Annotated in this window: 13 protein-coding genes; 5 read left to right on the forward strand and 8 right to left on the reverse strand. The window is 61.7% G+C overall.

Features of this window, described 5'->3' with window-relative positions; translation table 11 throughout:
- The first annotated feature begins 5 nt into the window (after nt 1-5).
- A complete protein-coding gene (locus C6558_RS20395; RefSeq protein WP_057207341.1) occupies nt 6-941 on the forward strand; it encodes a LysR substrate-binding domain-containing protein in 936 nt (311 codons plus the stop codon).
- On the opposite strand, the gene C6558_RS20400 is transcribed toward C6558_RS20395, so the two are convergent.
- The 8 genes from C6558_RS20400 to C6558_RS20435 all read right to left on the reverse strand — a co-directional run bounded on the left by C6558_RS20400 (nt 938) and on the right by C6558_RS20435 (nt 8,204).
- Nucleotides 938-2,221 carry an FAD-binding oxidoreductase gene (locus C6558_RS20400; protein ID WP_025428316.1) on the reverse strand — a complete coding sequence of 428 codons (1,284 nt, stop codon included), beginning with the start codon at nt 2,219-2,221 and terminating at the stop codon, nt 938-940. The genes C6558_RS20395 and C6558_RS20400 overlap by 4 nt on opposite strands.
- A 78-nt stretch (nt 2,222-2,299) precedes the next feature.
- Nucleotides 2,300-3,190, reverse strand: coding sequence for a formyltetrahydrofolate deformylase (purU, locus tag C6558_RS20405; protein ID WP_025428315.1), 891 nt, complete (start codon nt 3,188-3,190; stop codon nt 2,300-2,302).
- Nucleotides 3,191-3,240: 50 nt separating this feature from the next.
- The gene (locus C6558_RS20410; RefSeq protein ID WP_025428314.1) at nt 3,241-4,380 is read right to left on the reverse strand and encodes an aldo/keto reductase; all 1,140 of its coding nucleotides are present in this window, start codon (nt 4,378-4,380) and stop codon (nt 3,241-3,243) included.
- Nucleotides 4,381-4,423: 43 nt separating this feature from the next.
- Nucleotides 4,424-5,158, reverse strand: coding sequence for an aspartate/glutamate racemase family protein (locus tag C6558_RS20415; protein ID WP_025428313.1), 735 nt, complete (start codon nt 5,156-5,158; stop codon nt 4,424-4,426).
- Between the two features lie 102 nt (nt 5,159-5,260).
- Nucleotides 5,261-6,100: a transporter substrate-binding domain-containing protein gene (locus tag C6558_RS20420; RefSeq protein ID WP_057207345.1), complete on the reverse strand. Its 840-nt coding sequence runs from the start codon at nt 6,098-6,100 to the stop codon at nt 5,261-5,263.
- Nucleotides 6,101-6,127: 27 nt separating this feature from the next.
- The gene (locus C6558_RS20425) at nt 6,128-6,790 is read right to left on the reverse strand and encodes an amino acid ABC transporter permease (protein ID WP_025428311.1); all 663 of its coding nucleotides are present in this window, start codon (nt 6,788-6,790) and stop codon (nt 6,128-6,130) included.
- On the reverse strand, nt 6,790-7,434 hold the full coding sequence (locus tag C6558_RS20430; protein WP_025428310.1) for an amino acid ABC transporter permease: 645 nt from the start codon (nt 7,432-7,434) through the stop codon (nt 6,790-6,792). Before C6558_RS20430 ends, C6558_RS20425 begins: the two co-directional genes overlap by 1 nt.
- A complete protein-coding gene (locus C6558_RS20435; RefSeq protein ID WP_025428309.1) occupies nt 7,431-8,204 on the reverse strand; it encodes an amino acid ABC transporter ATP-binding protein in 774 nt (257 codons plus the stop codon). The genes C6558_RS20430 and C6558_RS20435 overlap by 4 nt, the downstream gene beginning before the upstream one ends.
- A 772-nt stretch (nt 8,205-8,976) precedes the next feature.
- Here C6558_RS20435 and C6558_RS20440 point away from each other — a divergent pair.
- The 4 genes from C6558_RS20440 (at nt 8,977) to C6558_RS20455 (ending at nt 14,846) form a co-directional block, all read left to right on the forward strand.
- On the forward strand, nt 8,977-10,656 hold the full coding sequence (locus C6558_RS20440; RefSeq protein ID WP_025428308.1) for a bifunctional diguanylate cyclase/phosphodiesterase: 1,680 nt from the start codon (nt 8,977-8,979) through the stop codon (nt 10,654-10,656).
- 139 nt (nt 10,657-10,795) lie between these two features.
- Nucleotides 10,796-11,314: a hypothetical protein gene (locus C6558_RS20445; RefSeq protein ID WP_025428307.1), complete on the forward strand. Its 519-nt coding sequence runs from the start codon at nt 10,796-10,798 to the stop codon at nt 11,312-11,314.
- Complete coding sequence (locus C6558_RS20450; RefSeq protein ID WP_025428306.1) at nt 11,311-12,489, forward strand: class I SAM-dependent methyltransferase; 1,179 nt, start codon at nt 11,311-11,313, stop codon at nt 12,487-12,489. The genes C6558_RS20445 and C6558_RS20450 overlap by 4 nt, the downstream gene beginning before the upstream one ends.
- Nucleotides 12,486-14,846: a SpoIIE family protein phosphatase gene (locus C6558_RS20455; protein WP_025428305.1), complete on the forward strand. Its 2,361-nt coding sequence runs from the start codon at nt 12,486-12,488 to the stop codon at nt 14,844-14,846. The genes C6558_RS20450 and C6558_RS20455 overlap by 4 nt, the downstream gene beginning before the upstream one ends.
- The last annotated feature ends 1 nt before the right edge of the window (nt 14,847 follow it).

Genomic DNA, 14,847 nt, shown 5'->3' on the forward strand with positions numbered 1-14,847 from the left:
AGTTTATGCATAGACTCCGCTCGCTCGTCCCCTCCGCCAACTATCTCTTCGTCTTTGAGGCCGCCGCCCGGCGGCAGAGCTTTACCGGTGCTGCGGAAGAGCTGAATGTCAGCCAGCCGGCCGTCAGCAAGACGATCCGACTCCTGGAAGAGGCGACCGGCCTGAAACTCTTCCGCCGCGAACACGCCCGGCTGGAACTGACGGCCGAGGGCAAACGGCTCTACAAGGAAACCCAGGAAGCGTTCGACCATCTGCACATGGTGATCTCGTCGCTGAGGCAAAAGCACTCGCGTGATATCGTGCGCGTCTCGTTCTCCGCATCCTTCGTGCAATTGTGGCTTCTTCCCAGGCTGAAGGCCTTCAAGGCGCAGCATCCTGATATCGCCTTGCGCATTGCCGAAAGCAGCCGCGACGACCAGGACCTCTTGGAGGAGGATATCGATCTTTCTGCCCGGCTCGGGACCGGCAAATGGCCGGGTATTCACGCCTGGCATTTCGTCACCGAGGAAGTCTGGCCGGTGTGCAGCCCCGCCTATCTGAGAGAGCATGGGCCGATCGAAACCCCAGCCGACCTGCTCAACCACACGCTGCTGCATTTCGAGGAGCGACATCGCTCACGCGTCGGTTGGCGGGAATATCTCGAGCGCAATGAAGTCTCGGCCGCCAAGCTGACGCAGGATTTCGTCTTCACCGATGCACTCAATTCGATCGAGGCAGCCGTGCACGGGCAAGGCGTCGCGCTCGGCTGGAAGCATCTGGTGCACGACCACCTGAAGGCGGGCAAGCTCGTCTGCCCGATCCGAGCGAGCTATCACTCTGGCCAGAGCATCCATATCGTCATGCCTTCCCAGCGCCCGCCGAAGCGGGGCACCGAGATCTTTCGCGACTGGCTGATGGAGCAGAATGCCGACGCCGACATTTTCGCCGACGAGGTTGGTTAGAACCGCTCGCCGACGAAGTGGGCGACCTGGGCTCCTGCCTCGTAATAGACTTCCTTCAGACGCCGCATCGGCGGATCGCTCGGGTCGCTGAGCGGCAGCGGCAGCTCCGCCTCGGTGATCTCGCCCAGGATGTGACGCGCCAGCACCCGGCCGAACACCGTTCCCGGCGCGATGCCACGACCGTTATAGCCGGAAAAGCCGACGACATTCGGCGCGAAGCGGTGGAACCGTGGCAATGCATTGGTGGTCATGCCGATCTGGCCGTACCATTCGCACTCGAAATCGACCTTGCCCAATTGCGGGAAAAGCCGGGCAAGCGAGCGGCGGGCCCAGGCCTTGTGGACGGCCGCACCGCCGTTGCGCAAGGCACCGACGCTGCCGAACACCAGCCTGCCCGCCTTGTCCATGCGGAAGGACGAAAGGATTTCCTTGGTGTCCCAAACGCCTTCGCGGTTGGGCAGAATACTCGAGAGCAAGTCGGGTGCGAGCGGCCGCGTCGCAAGATTGAAATAGGGCAGATACACCTGCTCGGTCCGCACCCGTTCCCATGGGCCGGTGCTATAGGCATCAGTCGCGACGATGATCCAGTCCGCCGTCACGGACGCCCTGTCGGTCACCACCTTCCAGCCACTGCCGATCCGCTCCGTCGAGACGACCCGGCTCGAAGTGTGCAGGACAACGCCGGCGCGCTGGGCCGCATGCGCCAGGCCGCGCACATAGGCGAGCGGCTGCAAGGTGCCCGCCCGTCTGTCGAGCAGGGCGCCGGCATAGGCGGTCGTGCCGATCCTTGCGGCGGTCTCGGCCGCATCGAGAAGTTCGACCGGCGCGCCGCGCTTTTGCCATTGCGACGCACGGTCCTTGATCTCCCTCAGGCCGGCATCGCCGACGGCACAGTGCAGCGTGCCGTTGCGTTCGAGTTCGCAGGCGATCGCGTGCTTGTCGATCAGGTCGATCACGACGCGCGGCCCGTTGCCGAGCAGATCCAGCAGCCGCTCTCCATGCACATCGCCGAGCTCGCCTGGTAGATCGTCAGGCATCACCCACATGCCGGCATTGATCAGACCGACATTTCGGCCCGCACCGCCAAAGCCGATCTCCGCCCCCTCGAGCAGGATGACGCTGCGGCCGGCTTCCGCCAGATGCAGGGCAGCCGAAATGCCGGTGAAGCCGCCGCCGACGACGACCACATCGGCGAATGCGTCAGCGGCAAGCGGGCCGGTGACCGGCGGCGGCGGGGCGGTCTTTTCCCAAAGCCCATGGGAGCGGGGATCATTCAGCATCGTTCAGGTCCTTCGTGCGGGGGTGTCGCTCGTCTTTTCCCGCAACTTCCATCAATCATGACAATGATAACGCCGCCATCACTGTGTAAAGACCACCGTCCTGTGGCCGTTGAGCATGACGCGGTTTTCCAGGTGCATCTTCACCGCCCGGGCGAGAACCCGGCTTTCGATATCGCGGCCGGTGGCGACAAAATCCTCGGCACTCATCGAATGGCTGACCCGCTCCGTCTCCTGCTCGATGATCGGGCCCTCGTCGAGGTCGGGCGTGACATAATGCGCGGTCGCCCCGATCAGCTTGACGCCGCGCGCATGGGCCTGGTGATAGGGCTTGGCGCCCTTGAAGGACGGCAGGAACGAATGGTGGATATTGATGATCCTGCCGTAGAGCCGGTTCGACAGGTTGTCCGTAAGGACCTGCATGTAGCGGGCGAGGATAACGAGGTCGGCCTCCGTCTCACGCGCCAGATCGATCAGCCGCTGCTCCTGTTCGGCCTTGTTGTCCTTCGTCACTTTCCAGTGGTGATAGGGGATACCTCCGAGCTCGGAGGTCCTTGCGCTGTCGTCATGATTGGAGACGATGGCGACCACCTCGGCATTCAGCCAGCCGACGCGGATCTGGTAGAGCAGATGCAGCATCGCATGATCGAACCTCGAGACCATCACGATGATCTTCGGCCGCCGTGTCGCGTCGGCAACCGTGGCCCTCATGCCGAAGCGATCGATCGCCGGTTTCAGCGCCCGCTCGACACCGTCTCGCGACATGCCCAACGGACCGGTAAAGGCAATGCGCATGAAGAAGCAGTTGGTCTCGACGTCGCGGAACTGATTGCTTTCGACGATGTTGCCGCCGATCGCCGCAAGCTCGGTCGTCACCGCGGCAACGATGCCGGGCTGGTCGTCGCAGGCGAGCGTCAGGACGAATGAGGCAGCGGTGCCTGTTGATGTCAGGTTTGCGGGCATCACGGTCATGCCTCTTTCCTTTCGTGATAACGGTGGCCGGAATGGCGCGCCGTTGCGGCTCAGCTCTTGGATTTCGACTGGCCAAAGACGTAGTCGGTGACCCTGGGCAGAAAGGTCTCGCTGTAATACCCGCGCGGCTTGTCGCCGACCGCGACGCCGGCATTGAGAATGCCGGCCTGGTAATCGTCGGCAAACAGCGAATAAGGGTAGACGGGTTCAACCGCACTTGCCGCCTGCAACTGCCGGCGCAACTCGACGGGAATCGAAAAATCCAGTGCAGCCAGATTGTCGTCGAGCTGCTCGATCCGGCTTGCGCCGATGATGGCAGCACCGACGCCGGGCTGCGTCACCACCCAGTTCAGGGCGATTTGCGCCATGCTGCGGCCGACCTCGCCGGCAACCGCTTCGAGCGCAGCGACAATGCGCCTATTGCGTTCGGTAAAGAGCCCGAGCCCGCTGCCGGAGGCGTCGAGCGAAAGCCGCCCTGCGGCCTGCTGGCCGGCCCGGTATTTGCCGGAGAGCAAGCCCATGGCGAGTGGACTCCAGGCGGTGATGCCGAGGCCAAGCGTCTGGGCGAGCGGCACGAATTCGTTCTCGATGCTGCGTTCGGCCAGCGAATACGGTAGCTGCAGGCAGATCGGCGGCGTCAGCGCATGCGCCTCCGCCCAGGTCTGGGCGCGTGCCGCATACCAGCCCGGCACGTCGGAAAGCCCGGCGTAGCGGATCTTGCCCGCGCGCACGAGATCGTCGAATGTCCGCATGACCTCTTCGGCCGGTGTGATCCGATCCCAGGTGTGCAGCAGATAGAGGTCGATGTAGTCCGTTTTCAGCCGCCGCAATGAGGCGTCGACGGCGCGCATCAGGTTCTTGCGGCCGTTGCCGCCGGCATTCGGATTGCCGGGCTCGACGTTGTTGGAAAACTTGGTGGAAATCACCACCCGGTCGCGTATGCCCGCCTCGGCGACGAACTTGCCGATCAGTTCCTCGCTGACGCCAGCCGCGTAAGAATCGGCCGTGTCGATGAAGTTACCGCCGATCTCGAGGTAACGGTTGAAGATCGCGCGCGCGGCATCCTCGTCCGATCCCCACGAACCGCCGATACCCCGAATGCCGCCATTGCCGAAGGTCATCGTTCCGAGCGCGAGCCGGCTGACCCGCAAGCCCGAGCGCCCGAGAAGGTAATAGTGGTCCATGGACATCAGTGGTTCCTGGTTTATCGCACGTGTTTGCCGCTGGCGCCGATCACATGTGGCCGTGGTGGCTCCGGCGGGCGACGCTTTGCTGGACGTGGTTGATCATGGTTATGAAGTCGAAGACCGGTCGACCGGTCGCCGTCTGCACCGCATGAGCATAGGGCGGCAGATCGCTGCATTCGAGCAGAATGGAGCGAACATCCGGGTTATCCTCGACGAGTTTGCGGGCAACCTCGGTCACTTCCCGCTCGATCTGAGCGCTGTCGAGCGTGCCTTTCTCCTCAAGAATGGCTTCGCGGAATTCCGTCTGCCCTTCCATGCCGGCAATCGCAAGAGGGATATGCCCTGGCACGTTGCTCGCCTCGAAGTGGCGCGGCGTCAGTCGGCTAGCATTGGCCGTGATGATGCCGACGCTGCCGCCGGCGGCCGCATGCATGAACGGGATCTGCATCAGGCTCGACAGAAACACCGGAATATCGACCGCGGCTGCAACCTCTTCCTGGAAATAGGCCATGAAACCACAGGCGCCGGTGATCGCCTTGACGCCGCGGTTCTGCAATTCGACGGCCGCTTCGATGAAGACGTCGCGAAGTGCGGGATCGCGCTGGTTGAGCAGCCGGTCGATCGAGGCGCCGCGCACCTCCTGGAAGCGGACCGGAAAGTCATAGGTGGTGGCGTTGCCGACATTGCCGGGCACGCAGGGGTACGCAGCATCGAGGATGAGGATGCCGATCTGCTCCCCGTACCACGACTGCGTCTTCCGCGTGACTGTGTAGACAGTCATCGTCTTGTCTCCGATATCAAATTGTTCGCTAACCGGCATACCTGCCGGGAGGGGGGACGGGAGCCTAGCGGCTCCCGCAACCTGTTGCGGCTGGCAACTATATTACTGGACCAGGCGCGGCGCGCCGGTCTCGGCCGCCGTACCGTCAAGGCCGTAGGATTTCAGGATGCCGACGATGGTGCCATCCGCATGCATCGCCTCGATCCCGGCATCCAGCGCGACACCCAGTTCCTTGGCGTTGAAGGAATAAGGGAACGCGGCCTGTGCGGCTTCCTTGGTCGCCCTCACCCGGTCGTCGGAGGCAGCGACCTTGACCTTGACGTCCTTGAGCGCACCGTTCTTTTCAGCGACGACGCCGGTCGAATAGCCGTCCACCGCCACGTCGATGCGGCCGGAGAACAGGTCCTGCTGCATGTTGACCGAATTCGGATAGAGCCTCAGCTTGGAACCGAGCATGGTCTTCAGGTCGGTGACCCAGAGATAGCCCTGCACTGTGCCGACCTGTTTGTCTTCAAGGTCGCCGACATCCGCGAAGCCGTTCTTGGAATAGATTGCCATCTGATCGGTGTAGAGCGGCGCCGAGAGGTTCATGACCTTGGCGCGCTCGGCCGTGCGGTACCAGTCGCCGGTGGCGATATCGGCCTGACCCGAAAGCACGTACTGGATGGCGGCGGCCGGATCGACGGCGACCGCCTTCACCTTCAGGCATTCGCGCTTGGCAAATTCCGCAGCGATATCGCCGTCGATGCCCTTCATGTTGCCGCTGTCGTCCAGGTAGGAATGCGGCACATAGGTTGTGACGGCAACCGTGAGCGTACCCTCTTCGATGGTGGCGAAGGTGTGTTTCGGTGTGCAATCCTGCGCAAGCGCCACCTGGCTCGATACGAGGAGGCCGGCGATGCCGGTCAGCAGAAGGCGGGTTTTGGTCGCAAATGTGGTCATGCCTGAATGCCCTTTCGTGGTGTTGGTTCAGCGTTGCGCGTAGGAGCCGGCGCGCTTTTCGACATGACTGACGAGGAGAGCGGCGGGGATGGAGATCGAGGCGTAGAGAACGCCGGCGGCTAGCAGCGCCGGGAAATAACGGAAGGTGTTCGAGCCGATTTCATAGGCGCGGCTGACGAGTTCCGGCAGCGCGATGGTGAAGCACAGCGACGTGCCCTGGAAGATCAGGATCGAGAAGGCGAGCAGCGCCGGAAGCGCGACGCGCAAGCCCTGCGGCAGCAGGACGTAGCGCAAGGCATCCAGTCGATTGAGACCAATTGCGACGGCCGCCTCGCGCTGGCCATGCGGGATCGACTGCAGGCTGGCGCGAATGATCTCGCTGGTATAGGCGCCGGTGTTCCAGGCAAGCGCGATGACGGCCGCGGTGAAGGACCCGAGCGTCAGGCCCGATGTCGGCAGGCCGAAATAGATGAACTGCAGCAGCACCAGCGCCGGCGCGCCGCGGCCGACCTCGACCAGGAACAGAGCCAGTATCTTTGTCAACCGGCTCTTGGCGAGCACGCCAAGTGCAAGCAGCAGCCCGAACGGAATGCCGATCAAGAGGCTGAGCACCGTGACCTGCAGGCTGATCGACAGACCCGACAGGAGATCGGGGAGCCAGGCGGAGAGTTCTTCGTAGCTCGGCAACATCAGCGGGCCACCTTTGCTTGCAGATAGCTGTCGGCGACGCGCGACAGCCAGGCGACCGGCAGGCTCAAAAGGATGTAGAACATGCCGACCAGAGCGAAGACTTCGAGACCGCGGAATGTCAGTTGCGACAGCTGGTTGCCCTGGAAGGCAAGTTCGCTGACGCCAATGGTCGAAGCCACGGCCGTCTCTTTCATCAGGCCGATCAGGTAGCTCGCCGCCGAAGGCAGAGCGACGCGGAAGGCCTGCGGGGCGACGACGTCGGTCAGCGTGGACCAGCGGCCAAGGTTCAGCGCCGACGACGCCTCCCATTGGCCGAAGTGTATCGAGGCCAGCGCGCCGCGGTAGATTTCCGCCATGTTGGCAGCCGCGATCAAGCCGAGCCCGGCCAGCGCCGCGTTGAACGGGCTGATCGGGAAGACGCTCATTCCCAGGCCGAAGAAGATGATGAACAGCCAGAGGATCGGCGGAATGCCGCGCACGATCTGGATGAGCACCATCGCCACGATCCGCAGCGGCAGGATGCGGCTCTGCCTGGCCGCCACCAGCGGCATCCCAAGCACGGCGCCGGCCAAGAACGCGCCGAGCGTCAGGGCGACCGTCCAGGGGAGCCCGCGCAATATGGCGAAGACGTCGGCCGTGCTCATCGGTCGTGCACCGCCCGAAGGAAGCGCTTGGTGCGCTCCTGCTGCGGATTGCGCATGACGTCTGCCGACGGCCCCTTCTCGATGATCTTGCCATCGGCCATGATCATCACCGTGTCGGAAACATTCTCGGCAAAGCTCATTTCGTGAGTGACAACGATCATCGTCATGCCGGTTTCTGCCAGTTCCCGCATGACAGCGAGGACTTCGAGGCCGAGTTCGGGATCGAGCGCAGAGGTCGGCTCGTCGAACAGCATCACTTCAGGGTCGAGTGCGAGCGCTCTCGCAATGGCGATGCGCTGCTGCTGGCCGCCGGAACAGCGGCCGGGATACTGTTGCGCCTTGTCGGCCAGGCCGACACGCTTCAGCAATTGCATCGACCGGTCGTCGGCGTTTCTGCGGCTGCGTCCGAGCACGCGCTCCTGCGCCAGGCTGACATTTCGCAACACCGTCATATGCGGAAAGAGGTTGAAGGACTGGAAGACCATGCCGACGCTGCGGCGCAGGGTCGAAAGTTCCGATCGCCCGGCGGGTGCGGCCGCGTTGAGCGAGATGTCGCCGATAGTGACATGGCCGCCATCCGGCGGCTCGAGATAGTTGATGCAGCGCAGCAGCGTGCTCTTGCCGGAGCCGCTCGGGCCGATGATCGCCAGCACCTCTCCGGGCATCACCTCAAGGTCAATGCCGTCGAGCACCGTGTGATTGCCGTAGTGTTTGCTCAACTTGTCGAGCTTGATAAGCGGCTTTCGCGCCCGGCCTTTTGCGGAAGGCATCCTTTTGGCGGCCAGAGCATCGTCTTCAGTCATTGTCGGTTTGCCACTCCCCAAGTGCAAGACAGCGCCATCCATGACGATTTCGCTCCACTGCAGGCACGGATCGACCCTGCGCCGGGCAGGCCGCGTCCTGTTCGCTGAATGTATTTTGATGTTTGTCGTGCGCCGCGGGGCGAACGACAGTCGTTCCCGTTCTTTTCTTGTGGATCACCATAACGATTCGACGTCTGGTCGGCAGACGACAAAAATTGCAGAGCCGCATAACCTGAGGTTATGCCATTGGTGGGAGCGTTACACTGTATTGCTTGGAAACCGATCGAACGCGTGAACTGCCAGGCGTTTGCGTGATGCGCAAAGCCATGCGAACGTCCTGCCGGTCAAACCAAAAATGGTTAATGCTGACGATCCGCGCTGTTGGCAAGATAACACTATTTTAACCACGACCGATGAGCAAAGCCTTCAGATCGCTAGATATCGCTATGCTTATTGAGTCGAACGAAAATTGCCTGCGTCGTCCGCAAGTGATAGAAAGAGCTACAGAATTGCAACCGAACAGAGAAGATTCTTGTGCTTGTACACCCGGTTCGACGCTCGGAGCTTCGGTGTCCAGCCGCACCATAGGCGAGCAGCATTGACCGCGACACTTTTCGCGATAGCTATGCATAAGGGTCGACTGAAATAGTACGACCATGTATTTCGAGCACGGCGTCTCGATCATATCAATGGTCACAGGCGGTCCAGTCAAAACCGCGACGGAAAGGGAAAGGCTAGAATGTCAGGTACTGACTCGACGTTGTCTGCTGCGTCTTCCGTGGACGATACCGTCCTTGGCAATACCGATGAGGTCATCTCGCTTTATGACGAGGCTCTTCATCTCGTCGGGGCCTCGGTCGCGCTTCAGCGAAGCTACGAGGTGGCTGAACTGGTCGATGCAACGCTCTGGCACGTCTACCCCGAATTGTTGGAGCCGGCCTCGAAGGCAATGGCAGAATCCGTTCTTGCCAATGGCGTTCCACGCAGCATCGAAATCATCGATGCGCCCAAACGATCACGGCGGACACTGCTCGTCTTTCGCGCCGGACATGGCATCGGCGTCATCGAGACGGACGGGGCATCGGTCCGGCGGGAAGCCGCGAGCCAGGGCGAAAACGAGCGTGCGCTGCTGCTTCACCAGGCGACGCACGATGCCCTGACTGGTTTGCCCAACCGGCGTCAGTTCAGCGATGATCTGCGAAGCGTATTGCCGGCGGTTCATGAAAAGAAGCCGGCGCTGATGCAGATCGACCTCGACGACTTCAAACCGATCAACGATACGCTCGGACACGGTGCCGGCGATGCGGTACTGAGGATGGCAGCCGAACGCATCCGCAGCGTTCTGCGCGACGGGGAGGTCGCCTACCGGCTTGCCGGAGACGAATTCGCGATCATTCAGCGCGACGCCGATCAGCCTATGGAAGCCGAGCGGCTGGCCAATGCTGTGGTCAACGCCTTCAAGGAGCCTTTCACGGTCGACGGCATTTCGGCGTTCGTGGGTGCGAGCATTGGCATCGCCGTTGCCCCGCCCGATGGCAACGAGGGCGAACAGTTGATGAAGGCCGCCGACATCGCCCTTTATGCGGCCAAGAAGGAGGGCCGCGGCCGCGCCAAAACCTTCAGCCGTTCGATGCTGATCGTGCTGGAACAACGGGAAATGCTGCGCCGAAGCCTGCGCACCGCGCTTCAGGAAAACCAGTTCTCCCTCGAGTATCAGCCTCTGGTGAAGCCGCCTTTCACCATTGTCGGTTTCGAGGCGTTGGTGCGGTGGCGTCATCCTTTGGTGGGCATCATTCCGCCCAATGTCTTCGTGCCGATGGCCGAAGCCGATGGGCTGATGAGCGATATCGGCCAGTGGGTGCTTGAGCAGGCCTGCCGCGAAGCAACCAAATGGCCCTCGCATTTTACCGTAGCCGTCAACCTGTCTCCGGCGCAGTTCCTGCACGACGGCTTCACTGATCGCGTGTCGCAGACGCTGGATATGGTCGGATTGCGGGCGGACCGGCTCGAACTCGAAGTGACCGAATCGGTTCTGCTTGAGAAGACGACCAACAATCTCGACACGCTCAATACGCTGAACGTCCTCGGCATTCAGATCTCGCTCGACGATTTCGGTACCTACTATTCATCGCTGAGTTATCTCAAGAACTTCCCGTTCGACACGATCAAGATCGACCGCTATTTCATCAAGGATCTGGAGAACGACGAGAAGAGCCAGGTGATCGTGCGTTCGATAATCGCGCTCGCGCACGGGCTGGGAATGTCAGTGACCGCGGAAGGCGTCGAAACGCGGGCGCAGGCCCTATGGCTGGACCACGAAGGCTGCGATCGATTGCAGGGGTATTTCCTTGGTGTTCCGATGCCGCCCAATACAATCGACAGTTACTTGCGCCAATCGTCGACGATGGAAATATCATAACACGGCGAGGGGCTATGCTGTCGGGTCGGCCACCGGCGCAAGGGCCGCCTGGCCGCTCACCGGTTTGCGTGCCTGATAAATCAGCCTAGAAGTGCCTGCGGGCCGTGGCAAAGTTCCGCAGATGGAGGACAAAGCAAGCATGGACGTCGGTAACAGTGTTCCAGCTGAAGCGATTTTTGAGCCCCTGCTCCAGTTCGAAATGGAGATGGGAACATTTCTCTCGGAGTGGCAGCATTGCGACCATCTCTCCAGCTATCTGGCCCGGATGATCAGCCACAACAGGACCGATCCGGTAAGGCATTCGAACTTCTTCTCGTCGGCGCTCAACGAACTGCTTGAAGTTTCGTTCCGCAGCGGCGCCGCCAGCGGTCACATCGGTCTGGCGATCTACCGACATGGCCCGATCGAGCGGGTTCAAATCACGTTCCCATGCCCAGCCGAACAGGTCCCGTTCTACCGCGAGGCGGTGTCGAAGGTTGATCGCAGCGATGCACATGCCCGCTATCTCGATTCCATATCGACCGACATGGCGCCCAGTCGCGAGTCCATCCTACTTGATCTCGCCATCAATTTCGACGCGAGCATCCGCATTGAGGAAAGCACATTGCACGCTGTCACGCTGATCGTCGACCTGCCGCTGGAAGGGCTGGTGAGTTGAGCGTCGCGGGCCTTTCTCCCAGTTTCAAGGCGGCGTTCGACGCCAACAGCCAGGTGTTTTCGCTCGCCGGCGTCATCCGGCCGCGGTCGGTCGACGAGATCGCCGATAGCATCGCAATGCTCAAGCAGGCGATCGACGGCGTGCGCGGCGTACTCTACGTCGACGTGAAACGCCTGATCCAGATGAATAACACCGCATTCCATGCCTTCGTGCGGGTTGCCCTCGACGCCTGCCGTGCCCGCGCCGACTTGCGCGTGGTGATCGTAACGTCGAGCGTCGTCGGCTGGGCCACCAGAATGTTCGGCCATCTCAACGAGATCGAGCCGCAGATTACAGTCGAGGTGTACGATTCGACGTTCTATCCCGGACAGAGCTTCGTCGAAGACACCAGCTTCATCCCGATCCTGAGAACCCAGACGAAGATGACCTGGCGGCACGAGCGTTCGATCCTGCCTCGGCACGGGCTGCGGCCCGGCATTGCCATGGCCGACGTCTGCTGCGGCATCGGCGACTTTGCTGTTCTCGTCCAGAAGGAATTCCAGCCGGCAAGGATCGTCGCCCTCGACCACTCCAAGGCCAGTCTTGCCTATGCACGCGAAGTGGCGACCAACTTCGGCATCACCGATATCGAGTACACCTACGGCGATGCATCAGAAATGCTGCTCGAGGACAACCAGTTCGACTTCGTGAGTTGCCGGCATTCGCTGCAGATTTTCAACGAACGGGAGCTGCTCCTGAAGGAGCTCTACCGGATCTGCAAACCCGGCGGACGTGTCTACATCACCAATGAAAAAAACTCCCATTGCCTCGGCGAGCCCCGCGCTCAAAGCATCCAGTGGACCTACAACGAAGTTGCTAAACTGTTCAGTCATTTTGAAATGGACGTCGAACTCGGACCGAAAAGCCGCCGTTACCTTGCCGATGCAGGTTTCGACGACATCCTGGTCGAATCGTTCATGGTGACGAATCACGACGGCGATCCGCAGGACTTCGCCGACGTGATCGCCGCCTGGGAACACGTCTATGCCGGCGAAATGGCTGTCCGGCGCGGTGATCCGCCGGAGTTCATCCAACGCTTCCGGCAGGGGTTCAGGGATCACATCTTTGCCGCGCTGCACCCCAAGGGCTATGCCGGCTGGCCGATCTGGGTCGCATCGGGACGCAAGCCGACATGAAGGAGCCCAGTACCCCAAGCTCCCGCCTCGGCTTGAGATCCTTCCGCGCCAAGTTCGTGCTCGTTGTCGGCGGCGCCGTGCTGTTCGACCTGATGGTGACCGGCGGCCTTGCCCTTTGGAACGTGCAGAGGCTGTCGCGGGATGCCGCGACGGAAGTCGGTCAGGGCCTGCAAAAGGCCAACCAAGACTATATGCGCTCCTACGCGGAATCGACCGCCGCCCGCGTCAACCTGCTTCTTGGCCAGGTTCATACCGATGTCGGAACGCTCGCTGGCGTTCTGCAGTCGCAGATCGATCGGCCGGTGCGCAAATCGCAAATCGGCGAGGCCCTTGCCCGCGGCGCACCCGGCGCCGTCACCGTCGTCTACGACGAGAAGGGCGGATGGGCTCAGAACCTGCCCGGCCCGCTCTCTGTGATCAGCGTCTGGGGATATCTTCTGGGGCCGGACCACCATCCGCTTCCTGACGTCCAGGCGGATATTGAGAACAGCGCGGTACTCGACCTCGTTGCGCCGAGCCTGCTGGAAAGCGGGCGCTCCAAACTGCAGATGTACTACATCGGCCCCAAGGAGCGGCCGATTTTCCGGACCGCGCCCTATACGGATCAGGCGCAAACCTTCGATCGGCTTTATCCCGGTCACAATCAGGCTGAATTCTGGACGTTCTTCTTCCCCGGCATCTATGAATCCTGGGAGCAATGGGCGAAGGATCCGAGCCTCAGGCCGGTGGCGAGCGATATTACCCAGACGGCGCCCTATACCGACGCGATCACCGGCAAGCTCATCGTCAGCTTCTTCCAGCCGCTGTGGTCCCGCGATCGAAAGACGGTGGCAGGCGCCGCCGGCGCCGACATCACGCTCGACCAGCTGGCCGAGGTCGTGCAGAACGTCAAGGTCGCCGAAAGCGGTTTTGGCTTCCTGGCAATGTCCGACGGCAATGTGCTCGCCATCAACCCTGCCGGCGAAAAGACGATCGGGCTGCAGACCTCAAGCGATACCGGCACACAAGGTGTGACCGGTGCCGACCGCTCGCTGCGCAAGAGTGCTCAGCAGGCCATTGCGCAATTACCGCTCGGGCAGGACGGCGTGATCCAGCGCGTCATGCTCGACGAGGCCGGCGAGAAAGTGCCTTATCTCGTTCTCCTGAAGCAGCTGCTGCCGGAGAATTTCTGGATGTCCGGCCCGGTTCGCAAGGAGACGATGTCGCTCGGCATCGTGGTTCCCGAGCGGGAAATCTATGCGTCGCTGTTTGCCGCCCAGACAGGTATCTCGCAGGCGACCAACCGCATTCTCGCCTATCAGATCCTGGCGCTGCTTGCGTCCTTGCTCTTCGTGACGGCGGCGGTGTTCGGCATCTCCAAGCGCGTGACCGCCGGCATCAGTGCGCTTGCCGGCGCCGCCAAGCGCATCCAGGCGAAGGACTACTCGGTCCGGGTGCCTATCTCGACGCGCGACGAAGTGGGCGAAGCCGGCACGGCCTTCAACCGGATGGCCGAAGAGATCAGCTTCCACACCGAGAACCTCGAGCATCTCGTCGAAGAGCGCACCAAGCAGATCGAGGAGGCCAATCAGCAGATCTCCGCCCTGAATAAGCAGTTGCGCAGTGAGAACCTGCGCCTGGGCGCCGAGTTGGCGGTCGCCCGGCAAATCCAGATGATGGTGCTGCCGAAAGCCGGCGAGCTCGACGAGATCGCAGAACTCGAAATTGCCGCCTATATGCGTCCCGCCGACGAAGTGGGTGGCGACTATTACGATGTTCTGCGCGATGGCGCACGGTTGAAGATCGGCATCGGCGACGTGACCGGCCACGGCCTTGAAAGCGGCGTATTGATGCTGATGGTCCAATCTGTCGCTCGTGCCTTGCAGGAAGCCGGCGACATGGATCCCAATCAATTCCTGAACCGCCTGAACCGGGCGATCTACAAGAACATCGTGCGCACCAACACCGACAAGCACCTTTCCCTCGCATTCCTCGATTATGATGGTGGCCGCCTGACGCTTTCCGGGCAGCACGAGGAACTGATCGTCGTTCGCAACAGCAAAGAGGTGGAGCGCATCGATACGCTGGATCTGGGCCTGCCGATCGGTCTGGAGTCGGATATCTCGCGTTTCGTCGCCACGCGCGAGGTCGCATTTGCCCGCGGCGACATGATCATCCTGCACACAGATGGTGTGACCGAGGCAGAGAACGCGGCGGGCGAATTGTTCGGCATCGAGCGGCTTTGCGACAGTGCGCGGCAGTTCTACGGACGCAGCGCCGAAGATGCGAAATCAGGTATCATCGAAGACTTGATGGCGCATATCGGCAAGCAGAAAATACACGACGACATTACCCTCGTGGTCATGAGACACAGGTGAG

Origin of the sequence: Ensifer sp. NM-2, from assembly GCF_003024455.1 — a bacterium.
Lineage (GTDB): Bacteria > Pseudomonadota > Alphaproteobacteria > Rhizobiales > Rhizobiaceae > Ensifer > Ensifer canadensis.